At 59.3% G+C, this 241-nt stretch carries 1 pseudogene; it reads right to left on the bottom strand.

Features of this window, described 5'->3' with window-relative positions:
* A pseudogene (locus tag AC0L2O_RS37400) lies at positions 1 to 241 on the bottom strand (ABC transporter substrate-binding protein); the annotation flags it as partial.

Here is a 241-nt window from a genome sequence, read left to right as displayed (position 1 = left end):
CAGTTGCCGGCCATTCTCGTCTATTCGATGAAAGAACGGGTTGCGCTCGAAGACGAACTGCTCAGCCGGCGGCTTGGTCCGGTTCTGCCAGGGATCGAGCGTCGGCAGTTCCGGGTTCTCCGGGCGATACTGCCGCGACATGCGGATATGCAGGAGCGTCCATTTCCGGGCCCGGTTCTCCTTCATTAGGCCGGCGAGTCGGGATGGATCCTGGTATTTCTTGTGGAACTGCTTGAGATAG

The sequence above is a fragment of the Bradyrhizobium sp. Kon10 genome, assembly GCF_055807395.1.
Note: the sequence above shows the minus strand (reverse complement) of the source record. Positions and strands in the feature narration are given on the sequence as shown.